Source organism: Micromonospora sp. NPDC049201 (assembly GCF_055586805.1).
This window is the reverse complement of the sequence record NZ_JBVJHM010000003.1, coordinates 1-15839: the sequence shown is the minus strand read 5'-3', so window position 1 is coordinate 15839 and position 15839 is coordinate 1. Positions and strand designations below refer to the sequence as shown.

13 protein-coding genes are annotated in these 15839 nt (G+C 74.6%); 9 read left to right on the top strand and 4 right to left on the bottom strand.

The window, feature by feature from the left end:
* Positions 1 to 112: 112 nt before the first annotated feature.
* On the top strand, positions 113 to 2563 hold the full coding sequence (locus ACZ6O5_RS07185) for a DNA translocase FtsK (protein ID WP_465975097.1): 2451 nt from the start codon (positions 113 to 115) through the stop codon (positions 2561 to 2563).
* Positions 2564 to 2623: 60 nt separating this feature from the next.
* Here the strand turns inward: ACZ6O5_RS07185 and ACZ6O5_RS07180 are convergent, their stop codons facing one another.
* Positions 2624 to 2869: a hypothetical protein gene (locus ACZ6O5_RS07180; protein ID WP_465975095.1), complete on the bottom strand. Its 246-nt coding sequence runs from the start codon at positions 2867 to 2869 to the stop codon at positions 2624 to 2626.
* 84 nt (positions 2870 to 2953) lie between these two features.
* Complete coding sequence (locus ACZ6O5_RS07175) at positions 2954 to 3268, bottom strand: DMT family transporter (protein WP_107156050.1); 315 nt, start codon at positions 3266 to 3268, stop codon at positions 2954 to 2956.
* Between the two features lie 215 nt (positions 3269 to 3483).
* Between ACZ6O5_RS07175 and ACZ6O5_RS07170 the strand changes: the two genes are divergently transcribed.
* The 7 genes from ACZ6O5_RS07170 to pspM all read left to right on the top strand — a co-directional run bounded on the left by ACZ6O5_RS07170 (position 3484) and on the right by pspM (position 9602).
* On the top strand, positions 3484 to 4416 hold the full coding sequence (locus ACZ6O5_RS07170; protein WP_465975092.1) for an ornithine cyclodeaminase family protein: 933 nt from the start codon (positions 3484 to 3486) through the stop codon (positions 4414 to 4416).
* 63 nt (positions 4417 to 4479) lie between these two features.
* Positions 4480 to 5967, top strand: a complete 1488-nt coding sequence (gene rimO / locus ACZ6O5_RS07165) for a 30S ribosomal protein S12 methylthiotransferase RimO (RefSeq protein WP_465975090.1) — start codon at positions 4480 to 4482, stop codon at positions 5965 to 5967.
* Between the two features lie 47 nt (positions 5968 to 6014).
* Positions 6015 to 6596: a CDP-diacylglycerol--glycerol-3-phosphate 3-phosphatidyltransferase gene (gene pgsA, locus ACZ6O5_RS07160; RefSeq protein WP_465975889.1), complete on the top strand. Its 582-nt coding sequence runs from the start codon at positions 6015 to 6017 to the stop codon at positions 6594 to 6596.
* Positions 6597 to 6646: 50 nt separating this feature from the next.
* Positions 6647 to 7195, top strand: coding sequence for a CinA family protein (locus tag ACZ6O5_RS07155; RefSeq protein ID WP_465975088.1), 549 nt, complete (start codon positions 6647 to 6649; stop codon positions 7193 to 7195).
* A 205-nt stretch (positions 7196 to 7400) separates the two neighbouring features.
* Positions 7401 to 7841 (top strand): helix-turn-helix domain-containing protein, encoded by a 441-nt coding sequence (locus ACZ6O5_RS07150; protein WP_281935483.1) that lies wholly within the window; start codon positions 7401 to 7403, stop codon positions 7839 to 7841.
* A 128-nt stretch (positions 7842 to 7969) separates the two neighbouring features.
* Positions 7970 to 8821 (top strand): PspA/IM30 family protein, encoded by an 852-nt coding sequence (locus tag ACZ6O5_RS07145; protein ID WP_465975086.1) that lies wholly within the window; start codon positions 7970 to 7972, stop codon positions 8819 to 8821.
* A 16-nt stretch (positions 8822 to 8837) separates the two neighbouring features.
* Entirely contained in the window at positions 8838 to 9602 is a 765-nt protein-coding gene (pspM, locus tag ACZ6O5_RS07140) for a phage shock envelope stress response protein PspM (RefSeq protein WP_465975084.1), read from the top strand.
* A 95-nt stretch (positions 9603 to 9697) separates the two neighbouring features.
* Here pspM and ACZ6O5_RS07135 read toward each other — a convergent pair whose 3' ends face one another.
* Both ACZ6O5_RS07135 and ACZ6O5_RS07130 read right to left on the bottom strand, forming a co-directional pair.
* The gene (locus ACZ6O5_RS07135; RefSeq protein WP_465975082.1) at positions 9698 to 13324 is read right to left on the bottom strand and encodes a fibronectin type III domain-containing protein; all 3627 of its coding nucleotides are present in this window, start codon (positions 13322 to 13324) and stop codon (positions 9698 to 9700) included.
* Positions 13325 to 13492: 168 nt separating this feature from the next.
* Complete coding sequence (locus tag ACZ6O5_RS07130; protein WP_465975080.1) at positions 13493 to 14284, bottom strand: DNA-formamidopyrimidine glycosylase family protein; 792 nt, start codon at positions 14282 to 14284, stop codon at positions 13493 to 13495.
* A gap of 106 nt (positions 14285 to 14390) precedes the next feature.
* On the opposite strand from ACZ6O5_RS07130, the gene ACZ6O5_RS07125 reads away from it, so the two are divergent.
* Positions 14391 to 15611, top strand: a complete 1221-nt coding sequence (locus tag ACZ6O5_RS07125; protein ID WP_465975078.1) for a hypothetical protein — start codon at positions 14391 to 14393, stop codon at positions 15609 to 15611.
* The last annotated feature ends 228 nt before the right edge of the window (positions 15612 to 15839 follow it).

The following is a 15839-nucleotide window of genomic DNA, read 5'->3' as shown; positions in this document are numbered from 1 at the left end:
GGGCATCCCTTCTGAGGCGAATAACACAAACGACGGCCCGGCCCGCGCTGCGACACGCGCACCCGACCCGGAAAAGCGGCGTTCCGCCGGTTACCGCCGTTACCGTGACTCTATGGCGGGCCGTACCTCTCAGGCGAGCCGGCGGCGCGGCGCGTCGCCGCGCGGAACCACGAACAACCGTGCCCGTCAACCGGCGAAGAAGGCGGCGCGCAAGCCGGCCCGGCGGCGGCCGACCCGCGGGCCGAGCCCGGCCGCGTTCGTCGGCGGCGCGGTCAACGCACTGTGGATGGGGCTGGCGCACTCGGTCGGCTGGGCGTTCCGGGCCGCCGGCCGGCAGGCCGCGTCCACCCGGGAGCTGGACCCGGAGCACCGCCGCGACGGGGCCGGCCTGCTCCTGTTCGGGCTGGCCATCCTCGCCGCGGTGGGCATCTGGGGCGGCGGCGCGGGGCCGGTCGGGCGGCATCTGGCCGACACGGTGCGCCTCTTCTTCGGCGCGATCTCCATCGTGCTGCCGGTGCTGTTGATGATCGGCGCGTGGCGGTTGATGCGCACGCCGGTGGACCCGGAGCATCGCGGTCGCGGCCTGGTCGGCTGGGGTTCGATGCTGCTGGCCACCGCCGCGATGCTGCACATCGGGCAGAACCCGGTCGACGAGGTGCAGCGCGACTACGCCGGCGGCCTGATCGGCGCCGGCCTGGGTGACCTGCTGAAGTCGGCGGTGACCGCCTGGGTGGCCATGCCGTTGCTGGTCCTGCTGCTGGTGTTCGGCCTGCTGGTGGTGACCGCGACGCCGATCAACCGGATTCCGGAGCGGCTCGGGCTGCGCGCCGGCCTGATCCCGTCCGACGACGTCGAGGTGGAGGAACCGGTCGAGGTCGCCGCGCCGCCGAAGCCGGCGCGCAAGCGGCCGGCGAAGCGGCTCCCGCCGCCGCTGGACCCACCGGACCCGGACGACGAGCTGGCCGGCGTGGACCTCCAGGAAACCATCGTGCTGCCGCGCAAGATGCCCAAGGTGCCGGCGAACCGCAAGCCGCCGGAGCACTCGCCGCTGCCCACCCGCGCCGAGCAGCTCGCGCTCACCGGCCTGGCCGGCGACTACACGCTGCCGCCGGCCAACATGCTCGGCGCCGGCGCCGCGCCGAAGACCCGGAGCAAGGCCAACGACGAGGTGATCGCGGCGCTGACCGGCGTGTTCGACCAGTTCGGGGTGGACGCCGAGGTCACCGGCTTCACCCGGGGTCCGACCGTGACCCGCTACGAGGTCGAGCTGGGGCCGGGCGTCAAGGTCGAGCGGATCACCCAGCTCTCCCGCAACATCGCGTACGCGGTGAAGTCGCCGGACGTGCGGATCCTCAGCCCGATCCCGGGCAAGAGCGCGGTCGGCGTGGAGATCCCGAACACCGACCCGGAGAATGTGTCGCTCGGCGACGTGCTGCGGTCGCGCAACGCGACAAGCGACCACCACCCGATGGTGGTGGCGCTCGGCAAGGACATCGAGGGCGGCTACGTGGTGGCCAACCTGGCGAAGATGCCTCATATTCTGATCGCGGGCGCCACCGGCGCCGGTAAGTCGTCCTGCCTGAACTCGCTGCTGGTGTCCATTCTGACCAGAGCCACGCCGGACGAGGTGCGGCTGCTGCTGATCGACCCGAAGCGCGTCGAGATGACCGGCTACGAGGGCATCCCGCACCTGGTCACGCCGATCGTCACCAACCCGAAGAAGGCGGCCGACTCGCTGGACTGGGTCGTCCGCGAGATGGACATGCGCTACGACGACCTCGCCGCCAACGGGGTCCGGCACATCGACGACTTCAACCGCAAGGTGCGCAACGGCGAGATCAAGGCCCCGCCCGGCAGCGAGCGGGAGATGCGCCCCTACCCGTACCTGCTGGTGATCGTGGACGAGCTGGCCGACCTGATGATGGTCGCGCCGCGCGACGTGGAGGACTCGGTCGTCCGGATCACCCAGCTCGCCCGGGCCGCCGGCATCCACCTGGTGCTGGCCACCCAGCGCCCCTCGGTGGACGTGGTCACCGGTCTGATCAAGGCGAACGTGCCGTCCCGGTTGGCGTTCGCCACCTCGTCGCTCGCCGACTCCCGGGTCATCCTCGACCAGCCCGGCGCGGAGAAGCTGCTCGGCCGCGGTGACGGCCTGTTCCTGCCGATGGGCGCGTCGAAGCCGGTACGCATCCAGGGCGCCTGGGTGACCGAGCGCGAGATCGCCGACGTGGTCAAGTTCTGCAAGGACCAGCGCGAGCCGGAGTTCCGCAAGGACGTGCTCGCCCCGGCGCAGGACAGCAAGAAGAAGATCGACGAGGACATCGGCGACGACCTCGACCTGCTCGTGCAGGCCGTCGAGCTGGTGGTCACCTCGCAGTTCGGCTCGACCTCGATGCTCCAGCGCAAGCTGCGGGTCGGTTTCGCCAAGGCGGGCCGGTTGATGGACCTGATGGAGACCCGGGGCGTGGTCGGCCCGTCCGAGGGCTCCAAGGCGCGCGACGTGCTGGTCAAGCCGGACGAGCTGGAGGAGGTCCTGGCCGGCCTGCGGGGCGGCGAAGAGTAGACCCGGTCACGACGAGGGCCCGCCGGAAAACGGCGGGCCCTCGTCGTGCTGGTGGTGCGATCAGGCGTTCAGGAGCGCGGCGGCGATGATGAAGCCGAGGACGGCGCCGGCGACGCTCGCGGCGGCGGCGTACCAGCCGAGGGGCTTGTCGCCGAGCACGGCGCCCACGATGCCGAGGATCACGCCGAGGACCCCGAAGATCAGCGGGGACAGGAAGAGCGCGAGCGCCGCGAAGACGAACGCGATGATGGTGCAGATCCGGGCGGCGTTGCTGCGCGGACGGGCGGTGCCGTGGACGTCGGCCATGGGGTCCTCCGTGAGTGATCTTCTCGATGAGCTGGGGATCACCTACCCCGGCGCGGCGGCTGTCCAAACCGGATGACGCACCGATCAGTGGAACACCTTGAGGCCGACCACGCCGGCGACCACCAGCAGCAGGCAGGCGATCCGGGGCAGGTTGGCCGGCTCGCCGAGCGCGACCATGCCGACAAGCGCGGTGCCCACCGCGCCGATGCCGACCCACACCGCGTAGCCGGTGCCGACCGGGATGTCGCGCAGCGCGTACGCCAGGCCGGCCATGCTGCCGACGAGCGTGACGGCGAAGACGGCGGAGGGGACGGGGCGGGTGAAGCCGGCGCTGCGGTCCAGGGCGATCGCCCACGCGGTCTCCAGCAGTCCGGAGAGCACCAGCACGATCCAGGCCATGACGGATCACCTCTGACGGGCGGGCCCGGCACTCGGCCGGGCGGCGGTCGGTTCACGCGGGGCGTCGTGCCTGACCGGGTACGCCCACCACTCGTCCGGGGCGGCCCGGGGACCGCCACGGCCGACGCTAGCACCGGCGGGGCGGGTCGGGCGGCGTGGTGACGAAGCCCACCATCACTGGAGTTGACGTCAACTTCAGGTTGCACGATGGGTCCATGACGGTGCTCTTCTCCGACGAGGACGTGGCGGCGGTCGTGGACGCCCCGCTCACCGTCGCCGCCATGCGGGACGCGTTGCTGGCCTCGTACGCCGGGCGGCTGATCGCCCCGCCCCGGGCGTCCGCGTCGCTCGGTGGCGGCCGGATGGTCCTCACCGCCGGCCACCTGACCGGTGAGTGGTACGGCTTCCGCTCGTACGACACGTTCGGGCACCCGGAGAGCGGGCAGCTCGTCGTGCTGCACGACGCGCGTACCGGCGCGGTCCGGGCCGTCGCGGTCGGCGACGAGCTGGGCTCGCGGCGCACCGGGGGACTGGGCGGCGTGGCGGTGGACGCGCTGGCCCGACCGGACGCCGCCACGCTCGGCGTGGTGGGTTCCGGACGCCAGGCGTGGACCCAGGTCTGGGCCGTCGCGGCGGTCCGGCCGCTGCGCGAGGTGACCGTGCACAGCCGCTCGGCCGCCCGGCGGGAGGCGTTCGCCGCCCGGGTCCGGGCCGAGCTGGGCGTGCCGGCCCGGGCCGTCGGCTCCGCCGCCGCCGCGGTACGTGACCGCGATCTCGTGGTGCTCGCCACCACCAGCACCACCCCGGTGCTGGCCGCCGCCGACCTGGCCCCCGGCACGCACGTCAACACCGTGGGCTTCAAGCAGGTCGACCGGCACGAGTTCGGCACCGACCTGCTCGACGCCGCCGACCTGCTGGTCACCGACTCGCCGGGGCAGGCCGCCGCGTACGCCCCGCCGATGCTCGCCGCCGTCGAGCCGTACGCCGGGCGGCTGCGTGACCTGGGCGCGGTGCTGGCCGGCGCGGTTCCCGGCCGGACCCGCGCGGAGCAGATCTCGGTCTTCTGCTCCACCGGCCTGGCCGGCACCGAGGTCTTCCTGCTGGACCGCCTGGCCCGCACCCTCGCGCCCGCGCGCCCGGCGCGGTGAGAGGGGAACCCTTCTCTACCGCAGGCGTTAAGAAGGGGCCCTTCCTTGCACCTGTACCCTCGGATGGTGTCTGATTCTTTGTCTGGGCGGCGGGTTGCGCTGCTGACGCTGGGGTGCGCGCGCAACGAGGTCGACTCGGAGGAGTTGGCCGCCCGGCTGCATGCCGACGGCTGGCAGGTGACCACCGACGGCGAGGGCGCCGACGTGGTGGTGGTGAACACCTGCGGTTTCGTGGAGAAGGCGAAGCAGGACTCGATCCAGACGCTGCTGGCCGCCGCCGACACCGGCGCCAAGGTGGTCGCCGCCGGCTGCATGGCCGAGCGGTACGGCCGTGAGCTGGCCGACAGTCTCCCCGAGGCGCAGGCGGTGCTCAGCTTCGACGACTACCCGGACATCGCGGCCCGGCTCGACGCGGTGGTGGCCGGCGAGGCGATCTCCGCGCACACCCCGCGCGACCGGCGCGAGTTGCTGCCGCTGACGCCGGTGAAGCGCCGCGAGGCGGCGGTCTCGCTGCCCGGCCACGGCACGCCGACCCGGGTCGCGCCGGAGACCGACGCGCACACCCCGGCGCACCTGCGGCAGGTGCTGCGGCACCGGCTCGACACCGGCCCGGTGGCCTCGCTGAAGCTGGCCAGCGGCTGCGACCGGCGGTGCGCGTTCTGCGCCATTCCGGCGTTCCGTGGGGCGTTCGTCTCGCGTACCCCGGACGAGCTGCTCGCCGAGGCCGAGTGGCTGGCCAAGACCGGCGTACGGGAGCTGGTCCTGGTCAGCGAGAACTCCACCTCCTACGGCAAGGACCTGGGCGACCCGCGCGCGCTGGAGAAGCTGCTGCCGCAGCTCGCCGCCATCGACGGGATCGTGCGGGTGCGGGCGAGTTACCTCCAGCCGGCCGAGACGCGGCCCGGCCTGGTCGAGGTGATCGCCACCACGCCCGGCGTGGCCGCGTACTTCGACCTGTCGTTCCAGCACTCCAGCGAGCCGGTGCTGCGCCGGATGCGCCGGTTCGGCTCCACCGACCGGTTCCTGGAGCTGCTCGCCTCCGCCCGCGCGCTGGCGCCGGAGGCGGGCGCGCGGAGCAACTTCATCGTCGGCTTCCCGGGCGAGACGAAGCAGGACGTGGCCGAGCTGGTCCGGTTCCTGACCGAGGCGCGGCTGGACGCGATCGGCATGTTCGACTACAGCGACGAGGACGGCACCGAGGCCGCCGGGCTGCCCGGCAAGGTCTCCGCCGCCACGGTCAAGCGGCGCTACGACAAGCTCAGCGCGCTCGCCGACGAGTTGTGCTCGCAGCGGGCCGAGGAGCGGCTCGGCGCGACGGTGGAGGTGCTTGTCGACTCGGTCGCCGACGGCGTCGTCGAGGGCCGGGCCGCCCACCAGGCCCCCGAGGTCGACGGGTCGACCACGCTCGTCGCGCCGGACGGCGGCGGGGTGGACCTGGCCGCGCTGCGCCCGGGTGACCTGGTCCGGGCCCGGGTGACCGCGACCGAGGGGGTCGACCTGATCGCCGTACCGGATGAGATGATCTCGGCGGCGCCCGGCGCGGCACGGTGACGGCGGGCCCGGACGGAGCGGGGAAGCCACGTGGGGCGATGCCGGACATGACCGGGGCGGAGTCGACGGTGTCCGCTCCCGTGCCACTGCTCAACGCGGCCAACCTGCTGACCGCGGCGCGGCTGGTGCTGGTGCCGGTCTTCGCGGTCACCGTGGTCGCGTCCGGGATGAGTCACGCCGGCTGGCGGACGGCGGCCTGCCTGATCTTCGTGGTGGCCTCGGCGACGGACCTGGTCGACGGCTGGATCGCCAGGCGGTTCGAGCTGGTCACCTCGCTGGGCAAGGTCGCCGACCCGATCGCCGACAAGGCGCTCACCGGCGCCGCGTTGGTGCTGCTCTCCGTCTACGACCGGCTGCCCTGGTGGGTGACCGTGGTGATCCTGGTCCGGGAGCTGGGCATCACCGCGTTGCGCTTCTGGGTGATCCGGCACGGGGTGATCGCGGCCAGCCGGGGCGGCAAGATCAAGACCGCGTTGCAGATCCTGGCCATCACCTGGTACCTCTGGCCGATGCCGGCGGCACTGGCCCCGGTCGGTCCCTGGATCATGGGTGCCGCCGTGGCGGTCACGGTCGCCACCGGCTTCGACTACGTCGCCCAGGCGCTGCGGCTGCGACGTCCCACGCGTTGATCCGGGCAGCCGGCGAGTAAGCCGGCGCGGCGCGGGAAGAAGGGGCGGTCATGGGAGACACCGACGCGAGACACCAGCGGCCCGCCGGCAGTCCGGCGGCCGCCGCGGTGCACCGCCTGCACGAGTGCGGCCAGACGCTGGCCACTGTCGAGTCGCTCACCGGCGGGCTGCTCGCCGCCGCCGTCGTGGAGATCGCCGGCGTCAGCGCGATCTACCGGGGCGGGCTGGTGGTCTACGCCACCGAGCTGAAGGCGGTGCTTGCCGGCGTGCCGGAGGACCTGCTGGCGGCGCGCGGGCCGGTCGACCCGGACGTGGCCGTCGCGCTGGCCGAGGGCGGGCGGCGGCGCTGCGGCGCGGACTGGGGACTGGCCACCACCGGCGTGGCCGGGCCGGAGCCGCAGGACGACAAGCCGGTCGGCCTGGTCTACGTGGCGGTCGCCGGCCCCACCGGCAGCGACGTGCGCCGGCTCGACCTCGACGGCGGCCGGGACCACATCCGCTCGGCCGCGGTGATCGAGGCGCTGCGCCTGCTCGCCGAGCACATCCCGGGTACCGACGACGCCGGGGTCGCCGACCCGGCGGGCGCCGGCCGGCGGTGAGCCGTCCGACCGCCGACGCGCCCGGCCGCGGGGTCGCCGGCACGGCCTTCCGCACAGGATTGGAGAGGCGGGGTGGGATGTCGTCGTGGCGGTCAACGGGTACGGTTGCGGGAAGGCTCCGGCGGGCGACGCCGGCGCCGGGGCGGCCCGCCGTCCCCGGCGCGGCGCGGACCGGCCGGACAGGTGTCCCGTCAGGGGAGGTGCGATGGTCCTGCTACGCCGGGTGATCGGTGACGCACTGCGGGCGCGCCGGCAGGGGCAGCACCGCACCCTCCGCGAGGTCTCGTCCGCGGCCAACGTCAGCCTCGGTTACCTCTCCGAGATCGAACGCGGCCAGAAGGAGCCCTCCAGCGAGCTGCTCGCCGCGATCTGCGACGCGCTCGGCGCCCGCCTGTCCGAGCTGCTGCGCGAGGTGAGCGACACGGTCGCGTTGGCCGAGCAGATGCCCGGCGTGCTGGTGCCGGTGACCGACGAGCCGACGCCGGTGGCCCCGTCCGCCGTGCGCAAGGCCACCAACCGGGGTGTCCGGCAGGTCACCACCGACGGCGCGGTGGCCGTCCAGGTCCGGCAGGATTCGCCGCTCAAGGCGACGCTGCGCAGCACCCGCGTGCGCCCCGCCGAGCGGGACGTGGTCTGCGCCGCCTGACCGACCGGTCCAGCGCGATGGTCGCCGGTGGCGCCTGCGTCGTACTGTTGATCAGGGTCGTACGGGTGCCGGAGTGGTGTCCGACTGGGACGATGTAGGCGCGACACTACTGAGGGGACGAGGCGGCGATGGCGAACCCGTTCGTCAAGGGTTGGAAGTACCTGATGGCGCTCTTCGGCGCGAAGATCGACGAGCACGCCGATCCGAAGGTGCAGATCCAGCAGGCGGTCGAGGAGGCGCAGCGGCAGCACCAGGCGCTGGTCCAGCAGGCCGCGGCGGTGATCGGCAACCAGCGCCAGTTGGAGATGAAGCTCTCCCGCCAGATGACCGAGGTGGAGCAGCTCCAGGGCAATGCGCGGCAGGCGCTCGCGCTGGCCGACCAGGCCCGGGGCCGGGGCGACGAGACCGAGGCCGGGCGCTACGAGCAGTCCGCCCAGTTGCTCGCCACCCAGCTCGTCTCCGGTGAGCAGGCGCTGGAGGACCTCAAGACGCTGCACGACCAGGCGCTCGGCGCGGCGGCGCAGGCCCGCAAGGCGGTCGAGAACAACTCGATGATCCTCCAGCAGAAGCTCGCCGAGCGCACCAAGCTGCTCAGCCAGCTCGAGCAGGCCAAGATGCAGGAGAGCGTGGCCAAGTCGCTGGAGTCGATGTCGTCGCTCACCGCGCCGGCCAGCACTCCGTCCCTGGACGAGGTGCGGGACCGCATCGAGCGCCGCTACGCCACCGCGATGGGCCGGGCCGAGCTGGCCGGCAACTCGGTCGAGGGCCGGATGCTGGAGATCCAGAAGGCGACGCTCGACTCGGCCGGGTCCTCCAGGCTGGAGCAGATCCGGTCGAGCATGGCCGGCGAGCAGCTCGGCGGTCAGCAGCAGCGGCCGGCCGTGGGGCAGCCGACCGACCCGGCCGCCACCGCCCGGCTGGACGAGATCCGGGCCAGCATGACCCGGGAACGCGGCGCCGGGGAGAGCACCACCGGCTGACGGACGAGGGAGAGCGATGGCGGACGAGCGGACGCGACACTTCCGGCGGCTGGCCAAGCTGCGTCGTTCGGCGCGGCGGTGGAGCGTGCTGGCCGGTGGGCTGGGCGGTGCCGCCGCGGTGCTCACCCCGTACGCCGGCCTGGGGCTGCCGGACGCGGCCTGGGCCGGCGCCGCGGGCAGCGCGATCGCGGTGGCCGCCTGGCGCTGGATCGACCACCGGGCGCTCGCCGCCGTGCCGGCCCCGCCGGCGCTCGACCCGGCCGAGGCCGCCGCCCGCTCCCGGGCCCGGCTGGTCGCCGCCGTCGAGCGGCTGCCCGTCGGCCCCGGCGTCCTCGCCGAGGTACGCCGCGTCCGGTCCCGCCTCGCGCTGCGCGGCACCTCCGCGGCCGAGCCGTGGGCCCGCCTGGACCGCGCCGCGCTCACCCTCGGCGGGCTGGCCGGCCGGCTGACCGGGCTGGCCGAGCCGGCGGTCCGGGAGGCCGCCGAGGCGGACCACTCGCTGCGTGAGCTGGCCGGACGGGTGGCCGGCGTGGAGCGCGCGCTGAAGCTGGCCCCGCGCGGGCCGCTCGCCGAGGTGCACGCCACGCTCGTCGCCCAGCTCGACGAGGGCGTGGCCGCCTACGAGCGGCTGGTGGTGGCCGCCGCCGGCTACGTCGCCGAGGACGCCCGCCCCGACACCCACCACCCGGCCGCCGCGCGCCTCACCGAGGCCACCGACCTGCTGCACGGCGTCGCCTCCGCCCTGGCCGAACTCCGCACCCCCCTCAGAACCACCCCCTGACCCCGCCCCTTCCCGGGTGATCATGAGGTTGGCGGCGCTGTCGATCTCCGATCCGGCCGTCAACTTCATGATCGACAGGCTGGGTGTCGAGCGGGTCACTCGGGGGTGGTGATCTGGATCGGGGGGGTCCACGGGGAGGTGCCGACGATGTTCGTCGCGCGGACCCGGTAGTAGTAAGTGACGCCGGGCGGCAGGGCGGTGTTGGTGAAGCCGCGGCCGGTGACGCGGAACGTGGTGGGCTCCCGGGTGAAGCCGGCGTCAGTGGCGCGTTCGACGAGGAAGCCGGCGCCCGGCCCGACCGGCGTCGACGCCGACCAGTTCAGCGTCACCGTGGTGGTGTCCGGGGCCGGTCCGCCGGCGGTGGCGGAGACCCGGGTGGGCGCGGCCGGCCGGGGCGGCGTGGTCACCGTGGCCACCGTCGACCAGGGGGACGCCGCGCCGAGGTACGTGGTGCGTACCCGGTAGTAGTACGTGGTGTCCGGGGCGACGACCGGGTCCAGGTGGGCCTCGCCGACGGTGATCGCCGTGGTGCCCGGCCCGCTGGTGAACGTCGGGTTGGTGGCCCGCTGCACGTCCACCCCGGTGGCGAAGGAGTGGTTCGCCCAGCGCAACGCCACCCGCAGCGGGGCGGCCGGCGGCACCGCCGCGGTCAGCCGGGACGGCGCGGTCAGCCGCACCGCCGCCGGCGCGTCGTTCGACCAGGCCGAGCAGCTCACCGCGTTCTCGGCGCGGATCCGGTAGTGGTAGGTGACGCCGGGGGTGACCGTCGCGTCCGTGTACCGGGTCGCGGTGGCGGCCACGGTGATCTCGGTGCGGCCGGTCGTGAAGGCGCTGTCGGTGGCGCGTTGCAGCCGATGGCTGGTGGCCGGCGGGCGGCTGCCGTTGCCGGTCCAGGCCAGCGCGATGGCCGGCAGCACGGTGGCCGAACCGGGCACCGGCGTGGCGGTCAGGCCGGTGGGCGTCCGGGGCGACACCCGCAGCACCAGCGGCCGGCTCATGCCCTGGTCGCGCAGTCCCGCCGAGCGCGTCTGCCAGCGGTACTCCCAGCCGAGGTTGACCACCTGGTTGACCACCGTCGCGGGCCGCCCGTCAACCGGGCTGACCGGGCCGGCGTCCAGCCGCGCGCCGGCCGGGCGGCTCGGATCGAGCAGCCGTACGCTGTCGCCGACCGTGAACGGCAGGCTGGGCGCGACCGGGCGCAACGCCACCACCACGTCCTCCCGGGGGTTGACCCGGACGGTGTCCTTCCAGCCCAGCTCGCCCTGCTCCGGTGGGCGGAGCGTGCCGTCCCAGCCGACCCGGTTGACCACCTGCACGTCGACGCCCGCCACGTGCACCGGATGGGTCCGGTCCGTGTCGCCGACGACCCGCCAGAGCTGGGTGCCGTCCGCCGGCGCGCCCACCGGCACGGTCGGGTCGGTCACGAACAGCTCCTCGGTGACCGGGTCGGTCGGGCCGAGCGGCAGCACGGCCGGCGCGAGCGCGCCGGCGAGCGGGTGGCCGACCCCGAGTCGCCCCACCGCCCGGCCGTGCCGGGGCTCGAACACCTGCCCGACCGACTTCACCGCCAGCGGCAGCGTGACCGGGCCGGACCCGCCGGCCGGGGTGAACGTGACCGAGGTGGCGCGCGCCGGGACCAGCGTCGGACCGGCGGTGCGGGTGCCGAACGCCGGGTCGTACGCCGGTTGCGGCACGATCGGCGGCGGCTGGCTCTGCGCGTACGCGGCGGGCAGCCGGGCGGCCAGCCGCCGCCTGTCGTAGCGGGGCGCGGGGCTGCCGACCACCCGGATCTGGAGCAGCGTGCGCGTGTTCGGGCCGTAGCCGGCGTGGGCCGGCGGCAGGCCACCCGCGCCGGTGCGGTCGACGGCGCCGGTGTGGTGGTCGTAGCGCGGATCGAAGCGGGGCAGCGGGGCCGGGCAGTCGTTGTAGAGGATCAGCGTGCGGCCGGGCGGCACGGTGGAGAAGTCCACCACCACGTCGGCGCGTTCGCCGGGCGCGAGCAGCAGCGTGTGCCCGTCCACGTTGAGCACGGTCGGGTCCTGCCGGTCGTAGCGGTAGCCGACCGGCTGGTTCGCCAGCACCACCGGCGCCGGCAGCATGCCACCCTCGTTGCCGATCTGGATCAGCTCCGGCCCGGCGGCGGCCGGGTCGGGCACGCCGCCGTCGCGCCCGTCCACCGGCCAGTACGCCGGCCGCCCCGGCACGCGTACCGCCTCGACCATCGGCACCTCGCCGGCGCGCGGGTCGACCGGGTCGCCGTCCGGCGTCCACATCGGTCCGTCCGAGGCGGCCCGGTAGAGCTGGAGGTTGAGCGCCCGGTCCGCGCAGGCGTTCAGGATCCGGAACCGGTACGCCCGCGGCTCGACCTCCAGGTACGGGTACGCGACGCCGTTGACCAGCGGCGTGTCCCCGTACGCCGCGGGGACCGCCGAGGGGTGCGGCACGTCCGGGACCAGCGGTGGCTCGTCGGGTTCGGTGACCGGGTCGTGGTACGGGTTCGGCACCGGGGCGACCCAGGGGCTGGTCCCGCCGTCCGGGTCGTGCGCCCACGGCCCGTAGTCCCACCGCCCGGTCGGGTTCGTGCCGCTGATCCGGTACGGGTTCTGCCGGGGCTGGTAGACGTGCGGGTGCCAGAGGCTGCCCTTGGCGCCCCAGCGGTCCCGGTCCCAGGTCGGGTCCTGCGCGGCGAGCTGCGCGTCGTCGGGGACGAACGTCTTGTCCTCGATCACCAGCGGGAGCTGGTCGGCGGGGAGCACGCCGTCGGCGACGAGGCGGTCCTCGGCCGGTTCGGTGAGCAGGTAGAGCGCGAGCTGCCCGGCGTAGACGGTGAGCCGGGACAGGCCGAGCGTGTTGTCGTGCAGCCACATCAGCCGGCCGCTCTGGTCGTTCGGGAAGTAGAGCGTGGTGGCGCCCGCGCCGGGGGGCGGCATGTCCGGCACCGGCGTCACCCCCACCCCGGCCGGGTACGGGGTGATCTCGCCGGCCGGGGTCACCCACTGCCACGGGTTGCCGGCGCTGATCCAGGCGGTCCGCGCCCCGGCCAGGTGCGGCACGGCCCGGTTCTGCGGGTACGGCGCGGGACCGTCAAGCGGCCCGGTCCCGGCCCCGTCGACCGTCTCGTCGACCGGCAGGAACAGTTCACCGGCCCGGCCGGTGGGGAGCTGGTTGATGAACTTGACCCGGACCGGCCGGCCGCGCCGGGCCATGATCACCGGCCCGAGGTGCCAGGGCCGGTCGGGCGGGCTCACCGTGTTGTGGCCGGACCCGTCCGTGCCCAGGTTGAGCTGGCGGTAGCCGCGCAGCCGGGTGGCCGGCAGGTCCCGGTGCAGGCGCTGCGCGTACTCCTGGAGGCCGATCTCGTAGTAGTCGCAGCCCGGCCAGGTGATGGTGTCCGGCACCGCGACCGGCAGTCGGGCGCCGAGCCCGGCGGTGGGCGGCCGGCCCGGCAGCGGCAGCGGGTCGACGAACTTGCGCAGGCCGGTGCCGGGGACCGGGTGGCCGTCCGGGTCGAGCGTGGGCAGCGGGCTGCCGGCGGTGTTCGGCACCGGACCGAACAGCCGCGGCACCCCGCCCGGGTCCAGAGGGGCCGGTCCGGTGGGTTCGGCCGGTCCGGCGGGCGTCTCGTCGGCGGCGCGGGCGGTCGGGACGGCAGGCGTGGTCTCCTCGGCGACCGTGGCGGCCCGGTCCGGCCGGTCCGGCCGGAGTCTGCGGAACAGCACCATGGCTCTCCCCGGGATCGGGGCGCGCCCGGCCGTCACCCCGGCGTGACGGCGTACGCGCTGCTGACGATCGGTGCGGTCCACCGCAGCATGCGACGCCGGACGGGCGGGAGGGAAGTACCCAATCGTCCGTATCTCGGGTGATCTTATGCGGTTCGTGGAAGTTGCATGTCACGTCCGCTCCGGCTGGCAGACCGGGCACCAGTAGGTGACCCGCTCGCCCAGCTCCTCCTTGCGGATCGCCGTCCCGCAGCGCCGGCACGGCTGGGCCCGGCGGCCGTAGACGTAACTGGTCCCGCCCCGGCGCAGCACCCCGGTGGTGCTCTGCGTCCAGCGGCCCCGGTTCGCCGCCAACAGCCGCTGGGCCAGCGCCACGGTGCCGGCCAGGTCGGGCACGTCGCGCACCGGCGTCCACGGTGACACCCCGCGCAGGAACAGCACCTCGCACTTGTAGAGGTTGCCCACCCCGGCCAGGTTGCGCTGGTCGAGCAGCGCCTCGCCGATGCTCTGCTCCGGGTGCGCGGCCAGCCGGCGGACCGCCTCGGCCGGATCCCAGTCCGGACCGAGCAGGTCCGGGCCGAGGTGACCGACGAGCGACTCCTCCTCGGCGGTCGGGATCAGCGCCAGCTCGTGCAGGTGGTAGCCGACCGCGACCGCGCCGGCGGAGCGGAGCACCACCCGGATCAGGTGCGCCGGTCGGGCCGACCACCGCTCGCCCGGGGCGTACGCCCGCCACGCGCCGTCCATCCGCAGGTGTGAGTGCAGCGTCCGGTCCTCGCCGGCCGGACCGGCGAGACGCAGCAGCAGGTGCTTGCCGCGGCTGGCCGACTCGCGCACGGTCCAGCCGCTCAGGTCGGTGGTGGCGAGCTGCGGCACGCGGAAGTCCGACCCGGTGAGACGGGCCCCGGCCAACGCGCGGTGCAGGACGCGGGCGGTGTTCCAGACGGTGTCACCTTCGGGCACCCCGTCATTGTCGCCCACCGAACGGAATTCGCATGTTTCGCTATCTGGAACGATATTATTTTTTATGCTGAAAGCGGACAGGATCAGGGGGTTCTGAGGAGAACCCATGGCCCGAGCCCGTCGTACCGTCATCGCCCTGACCGCCCTGCTCACCGCCACCGCCGGCCTGCCCGCCGCCGCGTCCGCCGCGCCGGCCCGCGCCACCGGACCCGAACGCTGGTCCGCCGACCTCGCCGTCGCCGGTGACGACGACGTCAACGTCACCTGGCGCGCCGGCCGCCTGCGGCTGGCCGACCCCCGCCCCACCGCCCGCACCCGCCCCGCCGCCGCGTCCGGCCCGGTCGCCGAGGGCATCCTGCTCGCCGCGCCGCGCGCGCTGGACCGGCCCGCCACCCGGGTACGCGCCCGGCTCGCCGCCCGCACCGGCGATGGCGGCACCGCGACGGCCGAGGTACGCGGCTGGCGGGCCGGCGGCTGGACCGAGTGGCGCGACGCCACCGAGGCGGTCTTCGACCAGCCGGTCACCCGGGTCCAGGCGCGCGTCGTGCTGACCGCGCCGGGCACCGCCGCCGAGGCCACCGTGACCGACCTGACGCTCGCCGCCGACCAGGCCGCCACCGCCGCGACCCAGCCCACCGCCGGGCGCACCTACCGGGTGTACGCGACCCGGATCGGCCTGGTCGGCGGCGTCACCGCCAACGGGCACGTCGTCGGCGCGCGGGACCACTTCGCGGCGCTGCCCACCCGGCGCGGCCTCTCCCCCCGGGGCACCGGCGACTACACGGTCAAGGTCTGCACCACCAACGGCAGCCGGTGCGAGTACGCGCCGGTCTGGGACGTCGGCCCGTGGAACACCCGGGACGACTGGTGGAACCCGCCGACGGTCCGGGAGAACTGGCGCGACCTGCCGCAGGGCCGGCCCGAGGCGCAGGCCGCCTACGAGGACGGCTACCACGGCGGGCGGGACCAGTTCGGGCGGGTCGTGCGCAACCCGGCCGGGCTGGACCTGGCCGACGGCACGTTCTGGGACGGGTTGCGGCTCACCGACAACGCGTGGGTGAACGTGACCCTGCTCTGGACCGGGGGCGGGGCGCGGGCAATCGTCGGCTCCGGGCCGCTGACCCTGCGCACCGGGGCGGGCACCTCGTACGCGAGCCGGGGCCTCGCCGCCACCCACGCGCAGGTGCCGGTGCAGTGCTACCTGACCGGTGAGCGCATCGCCGGCACCTACCGCACCACGACCCGGTGGTACCGCCTGGTCGGCGGCACCTACGTCAGCCACGCGTACCTGTCCACCATCACCGGCCCCCCCGTCCCCCACTGCTGACCCCTCCCTCCCTCCCTCCCTCCCTCCCCCCTCCTCCCTCCCTCCCCCCACCTCCCTCCCCGGCGATCTTGCACTTGCGGCCCGTCCGGCGCGGCTTTCGGGTCATTTGTCGGGGCCCGAACTGCAAGATCGCGGGGGATGCTCCTATAGAAGTCAAGGGGTGTTGAGGGTGGTGAAGTCAGCGAGGAGGGCGGTGTGGACCTCGCGGACGATGTAGCGCTTGAGGCA